The 8,232-nt window shown below is 35.6% G+C and carries 6 protein-coding genes and 1 riboswitch; of the genes, 4 read left to right on the forward strand and 2 right to left on the reverse strand.

Annotated elements, in window-relative coordinates:
• The first annotated feature begins 223 nt into the window (after positions 1–223).
• From Q7P22_RS10050 to Q7P22_RS10060, 3 genes are all read left to right on the forward strand, one after another.
• Positions 224–658: an Rrf2 family transcriptional regulator gene (locus Q7P22_RS10050; RefSeq protein ID WP_303863778.1), complete on the forward strand. Its 435-nt coding sequence runs from the start codon at positions 224–226 to the stop codon at positions 656–658.
• A gap of 79 nt (positions 659–737) precedes the next feature.
• Positions 738–1,271: a hypothetical protein gene (locus tag Q7P22_RS10055; protein ID WP_303863780.1), complete on the forward strand. Its 534-nt coding sequence runs from the start codon at positions 738–740 to the stop codon at positions 1,269–1,271.
• A 110-nt stretch (positions 1,272–1,381) separates the two neighbouring features.
• On the forward strand, positions 1,382–3,115 hold the full coding sequence (locus tag Q7P22_RS10060) for an ATP-dependent metallopeptidase FtsH/Yme1/Tma family protein (protein WP_303863782.1): 1,734 nt from the start codon (positions 1,382–1,384) through the stop codon (positions 3,113–3,115).
• 195 nt (positions 3,116–3,310) lie between these two features.
• On the opposite strand, the gene nrdG is transcribed toward Q7P22_RS10060, so the two are convergent.
• A complete protein-coding gene (gene nrdG / locus Q7P22_RS10065; protein WP_303863784.1) occupies positions 3,311–3,808 on the reverse strand; it encodes an anaerobic ribonucleoside-triphosphate reductase activating protein in 498 nt (165 codons plus the stop codon).
• Positions 3,809–4,126: 318 nt separating this feature from the next.
• Positions 4,127–6,439, reverse strand: coding sequence for an anaerobic ribonucleoside triphosphate reductase (locus tag Q7P22_RS10070; protein WP_303863786.1), 2,313 nt, complete (start codon positions 6,437–6,439; stop codon positions 4,127–4,129).
• 403 nt (positions 6,440–6,842) lie between these two features.
• Positions 6,843–7,033, forward strand: a riboswitch (cobalamin riboswitch).
• Between the two features lie 238 nt (positions 7,034–7,271).
• Here Q7P22_RS10070 and cobK point away from each other — a divergent pair.
• Positions 7,272–8,114 carry a precorrin-6A reductase gene (cobK, locus tag Q7P22_RS10075; RefSeq protein ID WP_303863788.1) on the forward strand — a complete coding sequence of 281 codons (843 nt, stop codon included), beginning with the start codon at positions 7,272–7,274 and terminating at the stop codon, positions 8,112–8,114.
• Positions 8,115–8,232 lie beyond the last annotated feature (118 nt).

Genomic DNA, 8,232 nt, shown 5'->3' on the forward strand with positions numbered 1-8,232 from the left:
GGTGCCATCTAAATCAAAAATAATCAGCTTAGTTGCCATATTTATCACCTCAAAGACGAAATATTTGTAATACAATTATAACATAATTAAAGAGTTTTCTTTTTATAATAAGCTATAAAAGAGTTTGCCTTATTGTACAGCATGAATTTGACATAGGCTTCAATATCCTTTATATTATATATTATAAATCAGATATGGTAACTAGGTTTAGGAGGTAAATGAAATGAAAATATCTACAAAAGGGAGATATGGTCTACGGGCAATTATTGACTTGGCGCTAAACTCTAATGGAGAACATGTTTCTTTAGTAAATATTGCAGAAAGACAGGACATCTCGAAGAACTATCTAGAACAGGTTTTCTCAACATTGAGAAAAGCAGGTATTGTGAAAAGTGTAAAAGGAGCCCAAGGTGGCTATGAACTGGCGAAAGACCCTTCTGAAATTACTGCCGGCGAAATTTTAAGGGCTCTTGAAGGAAGTCTATCTGTAGTAAATTCATCTAATGAAAAGGAAAGCAATGCAATAGAAAAGTGCATTAACAAGAATGTGTGGAATAAAATTGATGAAAGTGTAAATAAAGTAATTGATAATACGACCTTAGAAGATTTAATAAGCGAATACAAGAAAGATTCTGATGTAATTATGTATTATATTTAAATAGCTAGAGTATGTGATTTGTAACATAATTTAATAATTCATTGCATATAATGAGTACAGGAAAAAGGGGTGTATAAATTTGAAAAAATTTATCTTAATGCTCGTATTACTGTGCTCATTTTTTATGTTTGGGTGTTCTACAGAATCAGAGGATGCTGTAAATAGTACTGATATTGTTGTCGGAGATAATACTATTGAAAAAGTGAAAACGTCAACTGAGTTGAGTTCAACAAAGCCAAATTTGAATTCTTATTTTGCACTTATTGACAGACCTCTGAAGGAACTCGAGTCTTTATGCGGACAAGCTGATGTAAAAGACATATTGTATGGTGGAGACTTTTATTACTATGACAAACTAGAAATAGGATTTGGCGTTGATGGGGATATTATTACTTCTATTTTTATCTATGAAGGGGAATTAGATAATGGGATTAAAGTCAATATGTCCTTAGAAGAAGCATTAAAAATTCTCCAATTATCACAATCTAATGTAGAAGAAAATGAATACGGTATGATAGTAGTCTTCTCTAAATACCATTCTTATGATGCCTATCTATCCTTTGATGAAGGAAAGCTACAAGAAATTCTCATTAAAGGAATACATGCAAGATAGAGACTAACGTACCTTCGGTATGTAGCGTATTCCAACTATTGTCACTATATTTAACAGATCAGAATCGTTATAATAGTAATAGAGAATAAAATTTACCTAAGGAGGCGTTTATGAAGAAAAAGAAACATTTTATTATAGCATCAATTGCATTGGTGTTTTTCATTGCTTTGGGTATAAGTATTTATATAAATAGATCAGAGATTACAGAAGTTCACTATAAAGACTTTGTGCAAGATTTAGAGTCAGAAAAAGTACAAGAAATCAAAATAAAAGATGAAAATGTATTAAGGGTAAACTTAAAAGATGGAACAGTCTATGAGACAACGAATCCTCAAAGTGACTCTATGAAAGAGTATTTTCTATTAAATGGAGCAAGTATAAATGAAAATCAGAAAAAGATTGGAGACTCCGTTATACAAGCTTTAGGACTAGTTGGCATAGGTGCTTTTGCTATCTTTTATATGAAAAAGAACACTGGAAAAGATAAATTAGAAGTAGTAAATATCAATGATCAAAATTCTGGAAATAGACCTATCTGCAATTTTGAGCATGTTGCAGGAAATGATGAGGCAAAGGAACTTGTAAAGGATATTATTGACTTTATTAAAGATCCTGATAAATATGCTAAGCTTGGAGCGAAAATGCCTAGGGGTATACTGCTGTATGGACCACCAGGAACAGGTAAGACCCTTATGGCCAAAGCTATAGCTGGTGAGTCTGGAGTTCCCTTTTATGCCGTATCTGGCTCTGATTTTGTTCAGATGTATGTAGGAGTCGGTGCAAGCAGGATTCGTCAGCTTTTTCAGAAGGCAAAAAAAGCGAAAAAAGCAGTAATCTTCATTGATGAAATAGATGCAATTGGAAAAAAGAGGGGTAATGGAGTAACACAAGGAAATGATGAAAGAGATCAAACCCTTAATGCTTTGCTCACAGAGATGTCTGGTTTTAACAGTCATAGTGGCATTGTAGTAGTTGCTGCTACCAATCGCCTTGAGACATTGGATGAGGCTTTAGTGCGACCTGGAAGATTTGATCGACTAATAGAAATTGGTTTACCAGATATTAAAGCTCGCAAGAGAATACTTAAATTACATTTAGATGATAAGCCAGTACATAATTTAGTAAATATGGACAAGTTATCTAGAGAGACTGTTTACTTTAGCGGTGCCATGCTTGAAAACTTAGCCAATGAAGCTGCGATTATCGCCGCAAATAAAAATGAAAATGAGATTTCACAAAAGGATTTCGATCAAGCTTATTACACGATTATAGCAGGCTCTGCTAAGAAAGATATTAGCACGATAAGTGCAGAAGACCGTAAGGTGACTGCCTATCACGAAAGCGGACACGCATTAGCTACAAAACTGCTGCAACCAGAAAATACAGTAAGCAAAGTGACTATTATACCAAGTACTAAAGGTATCGGTGGATTTAGTATGAGTATTCCAAAGGATAGACAATATAGAACAAAAAGTAGCATCCTTTGTGATATAAAAGTGTTATTAGCAGGTAGAGTGGCTGAGGAGTTAATCTTTGGCGAAAGCAATATTACTACAGGTGCTTCTAATGATATTGAAAAAGCTTCTCAATTAGTCAAAGAATACGTATCAAAATTTGGAATGGATGAAGAACTTGGCTTATTCAATTGTGACGCAGCTTCTATGAATCCAGACACGGCAGTAATGGATAAATGCAGAGAACATATAAATACACTATATCAAGAAACAAAAGAAATCATGCTAGACAATATAGATCTTTTAAATCTATTTGCGAAAGAGCTTCTAGAGAGAGAAACCTTAAACGAAGAGGATTTGGACTTACTAGTTCAAGGGCATGTGGCGTAAATATTATGTAAAGCTTGTAGATGTTTTTAAGTATAAGCTGAAAGCCGAACTCTCTATGTACTTCGGTAGAAAAGACTTTAGAATTGCCTATACAAACTACCCGATTCATCCAGAAGAGCTTGCGACGAAGGATCTTACATTATCTCGACCGAAGGTGAGTTTGCTTTTCCCGTCCAACGAAAAAAGAAGGTCGAATTATTCCATGAGAATAATTCGACCTTCTTTTTTACTCTCTTGTAAGTTGATAATTCTCTGATTTTTAGAGCCTTTAAAGATTAGGCGGTAATCTTTTTCCTCTTCCACAAAAGGCCCATCAACCAGAATATCACATAAATCTAGAAGCTCTCTCCAAGCTTGTTTATTTGATTTTAAAATACTTTCGTAGGTGTACCCTGTGTAAATCATAATAGTAAGGTTAGAATTTACTTTAATCCTTTTAGCTAAGTCTAAGAATTCATCCCCTTGCTCTAAAGGCTCCCCACCGCTAAAAGTGATTCCATCCAAAAGTGGATTAAGTGATAGTTCTTTTATAATGTCATCAATATCCACCATGTAGCCTTCATCAAAAGAATGTGTGCGGGGATTATGGCAACCTGGACAATTGTGTTTGCAACCTTGGGCAAAAATCACATACCGTATCCCCGGCCCATCTACAATAGACTCCTTTACAATACCAGCAACGCGAATGTTCATTAAAAAAGCTCCTTTTTAATAAGGTGGTCAGGTGGTCAGGTGGTAAGGTGGTCAGCAAAAGCAAAAGCAAAAAGCTGAATGCGGAAGGCGAAAAAACCAAACTCGCCTTTAGGCGAGATAATGTAAGGTCCTTCGCGTGCGTTCAAGAAGATGGTTGAGAAGTTAACTATGTTCATCTCCGCCGGTCTTTCAGTACTGAGACCCGAGCTACTGCTTAGGTCATTCTTGAGCGTAGCGAAGAATTTTAGACCCTAAATCCTGCCCAAGATGGTTTTTGCTGACCACCTGACTACCTGACCAGCCGACCACCTTACCACCTTAAAAATGTTTCACCCTATCATTCTCCTCTGCCTTTTTCGCATCATTAAATCGATCTAGAGTACCCACTAAATAGCCTGTAATTCTTCGGATTCGATGGAATTTTATAGTACCTTCTTCTCGACCGCAAGCTGGGCAGGTATTGCCAATAATTCCGCTGTATCCACATACAGGGTCTCGGTCTAAGGGATGGTTGATGGAGCCATAACCAATGCCAGCTTCCTTCATAGCTTTTACTACCTTTTCAAAGGCATATAGATTGTTAGAAGGGTCTCCATCGAGCTCTACATAGGTTATGTGTCCTGCATTTGTCAGTTCATGATAAGGTGCTTCTAGCCTAATCTTATCAAAGGCACTAATTTCGTGGTAAACAGGTATGTGGAAGCTATTAGTGTAGTACTCCCTGTCTGTAACTCCTTCGATGATTCCAAAGGTATTTTTGTCCATTTTTACAAAGCGCCCTGCTGTTCCTTCTGCAGGTGAAGCAATAAGGGTAAAATTTAAATTGCGCTTTTTACTCTCGTCATCCATTCTTCTGCGCATATGACCTATGATTTTTAGTCCTAATGCTTGAGATTCTTCGCTTTCACCATGGTGTTTGCCTGTTAATGCTTTTAGACACTCTGCTAAACCGATAAAACCAGCAGTCAGCGTACCATGCTTTAATACCTCTCGCACTTCATCTTCCCATTTGAGTTTATCCGAGTCTATCCATACCCCTTGTCCCATTAAGAAAGGATAGTTTTTTACCTTTTTTCGTGCCTGGATTTCAAATCTTTCCCAAAGCTGTTCTATAACTACATCCAAAAGTCGATCCAATTCTTCAAAAAAGTTTAAGATGCTGCCATCTGCTTTTAATGCGATCTTAGGTAAATTGATTGTAGTAAAGCTTAAATTTCCTCTTCCGTATACTACTTCATTTTCTAAGTCGTGGACATTACCTATAACTCTTGTACGACAACCCATATAGGCAATTTCTGTTTCAGGATGGCCTTCTTTGTAATACTTTGCATTAAAAGGAGCATCTAAAAAAGAAAAATTAGGGAATAATCTTTTGGCGCTGACTCTACAAGCTAATTGGAATAAGTCATAATTGGGTTCTCCTAAATTATAATTAACGCCTTCTTTAACTTTAAATATATGGATAGGGAAGATAGGCGTCTCACCATTGCCAAGTCCAGCTTCTGTAGCTAGCAGTAAGTTTTTTATTACAAGTCTTCCTTCTACTGAAGTATCCATTCCGTAATTAATGGAACTAAAAGGAATTTGAGCACCAGCTCGGCTGTGCATAGTGTTTAAATTATGGATAAAGGCTTCCATAGCTTGATAAGTAGTCTTATCGATTTCTTTTTCTGCGCTTTTTATGGCAAAATTTTGTGCTTTCAAAATAAGCTTTTTATCTTCAAAGTAATCTTCTAGTAGTTTTGCTTCATAATACTGATAATCCTCGTAATTGCTCATCGTTGGAGTAAGTTTATAGGTGCTTTTGATTTTTTGACTAATCTCTACAACAGTATCCCAAATATTAGGTAAATTATATAACAACTCTAAAGATTTTGATAAATTTTGCAGATAATGTTTTTTATAGCTCTTTCGCACGCCTGGAGCCATTCCGTAATCAAAATTTGGTATACTTTGTCCGCCATGTTGATCATTCTGGTTAGATTGGATAGCGATACAGGCCAGAGCAGAATAACTTTGAATATTATTTGGCTCCCTTATATATCCGTGTCCTGTACTAAATCCACCTTGAAACAACTTTTCAATGTCAATTTGGCAACAAGTAGTAGTCAGAGTAAGAAAATCTAGGTCGTGTATATGGATATTGCCCTCTTTATGAGCTTTAGAATGCTCAGGGTTTAATATAAACATCTCATAAAACTGCTTTGCACCTTCAGAACCGTATCGAAGCATGGTACCCATTGCAGTATCTCCATCAATATTTGCGTTCTCTCGCTTCATGTCGTTGTCTTTAGCCTCTTTAAACGTGAGATCACTGTATACTTTCATCAATCGAGTATTCATTTCTCGTACTCGAGTTCTTTCAGCTCTATAAAGTATATATTCTTTTGCAGTGCGAGCGTGGCCTTTTTCAATGAGAACTTTCTCTACAGCATCTTGTATGTTTTCAACAGTGGGTGTTTTTCCATAAGTGCGCTCTTCTATGTACTCTACTACAGCTTCCGCTAGAGAAAGGGCAGTACTATAGTCTCTACCCCCTTTAGCACTTGCTGCTCTAAAGATTGCATTAGAAATCTTTTCTAAATTAAAGGGAACCTCTCTGCCATCTCGTTTTACGATTTTTGTTATCATTCACAATTCTCCTTCATTTGTTTCACTTGAATCTCAATTAGTAGCAAACTACTGTTAAACAATTATTCTGTTCGTTTCAAACACCGCATTGTCTACATATTGCGATAACCATATTAACACACCCCGATATCTTGCGTCAATTCTTTATTTTGTCCTATTGATCAATAAATTTAGAAAGTGTTTTATACCTAGATAAAATACTTAATTTCTCATGGCAATTCGTGTATAATGTTGAATAATTGGTATTGAGACTAAATATCTTTGGTTTTTATTTAAGGAGTATCCGAAATTAAAAATTAGCGTTAGTGGATTTTGAAGTAAGTAGGACTATAGACATTAATATATGTTTTATAGGTGACATTTTTAAAAATAGATGGTATAGTTAATTTATATTAATTGAATAATAATCAAAATAGGTGTAGGTTATGATTTTTAAGGTTAAAGTCATAATCACTTAAAAGGGAAGTTGAGTGAAAATCTCACGCGGTCCCGCCACTGTAAAAGAGGAGTTACTCTAGGAATGCCCTACTGAAGAATGGGCAAGAGAGACGATGATTCTTGAGCCAGATACCTGCCTGTTTTGAACACGAGCAACTCTACGAGAGATAGGGGATGTGTATATGAACGAACTATTTTTGTAATATATTCTCATTGTTTGGGTTGCTAAACAATGAGTTTTTTTTTGCGCGCGAACTAACGAGCCAGGCGAGAGCTACGCTTTCGTAGTAGATATGTAATTACATAGGTAATCAGCTTGCTGAATTAACTGTGTAATTACATATCTACGGAATGAATGCGCAGCATTCATTTGGCGAGTGGCGCGACTGAGGAATTGGCGAAGCTAATTTCAAAGTATCATAAGCTTGTATTACATATCTACACAAAGGGGGATAAATCTATCAAGATAATAGTCATTGCGGGTACAGCAGAGGCAACATCCATTATAGATAAATTGTTAGACATGAATATAAATGTACTAGCAACTGTCACGACCCGTTTAGGGATGGAATCGATTCACAATAGGAAAGGTTTACATATTTACCAAGGGCGTTTGACTCAAAAAAATTTAGAATCTTTGATTGCAGAAGAAATGCCAGATGGTCTTATCGACGCATCAAATCCTTTTGCCAAAGATATTTCTAAAAACGTTTTAAAAATCTCTATAAAGTGCAATTTGCCTTATTTGCATTATGAACGAAAAGAAATTAAAAGCCAGGGAAAAGATATCATACGGGTGAAAACCTATGACCAAGCTGTGGAAAAATTGATTGAACACAAAGGAAACATCATGCTAACTGTCGGGAGTAGTAAAATTGAGATGTTTACGAAAATACCAAATTTCAAAAAACGTATTTTTTTACGAGTACTCCCAGATGTAAAGATTATTTCCAGATGTGAGAAGTTAGGTTTTAATCCGGGAAACATCATAGCCATTAAGGGTCCATTTACAGAAGAGTTAAATGTTCAACTCATCAAATACTGTAATGCTTCTATTATGGTTACCAAAGAGAGTGGAAATACTGGAGGGACAATAGAGAAAATCTCAGCTGCTAGAACCCTTAACATCCCTACTCTTATGATTGAAAGACAAGAATTTACATGTGAAAACAAGACAGATAGTCTAGAGGGCGTGATAAAATACATCGAAAAAATCATAGGATTAAATGCAATATAACAAATTGTCATTATGTATACTTTATAAATACTATATAGAGATTTAATATTTGCTTTTAATTATATAACTCAACTTTCCCAGCTTAAATTCGCAAACATTGCCTGAATAAATAAGGCTT

Origin of the sequence: Alkalibaculum bacchi (genome assembly GCF_937875145.1) — a bacterium.
Classification (GTDB): domain Bacteria; phylum Bacillota; class Clostridia; order Eubacteriales; family Alkalibacteraceae; genus Alkalibaculum; species Alkalibaculum bacchi_A.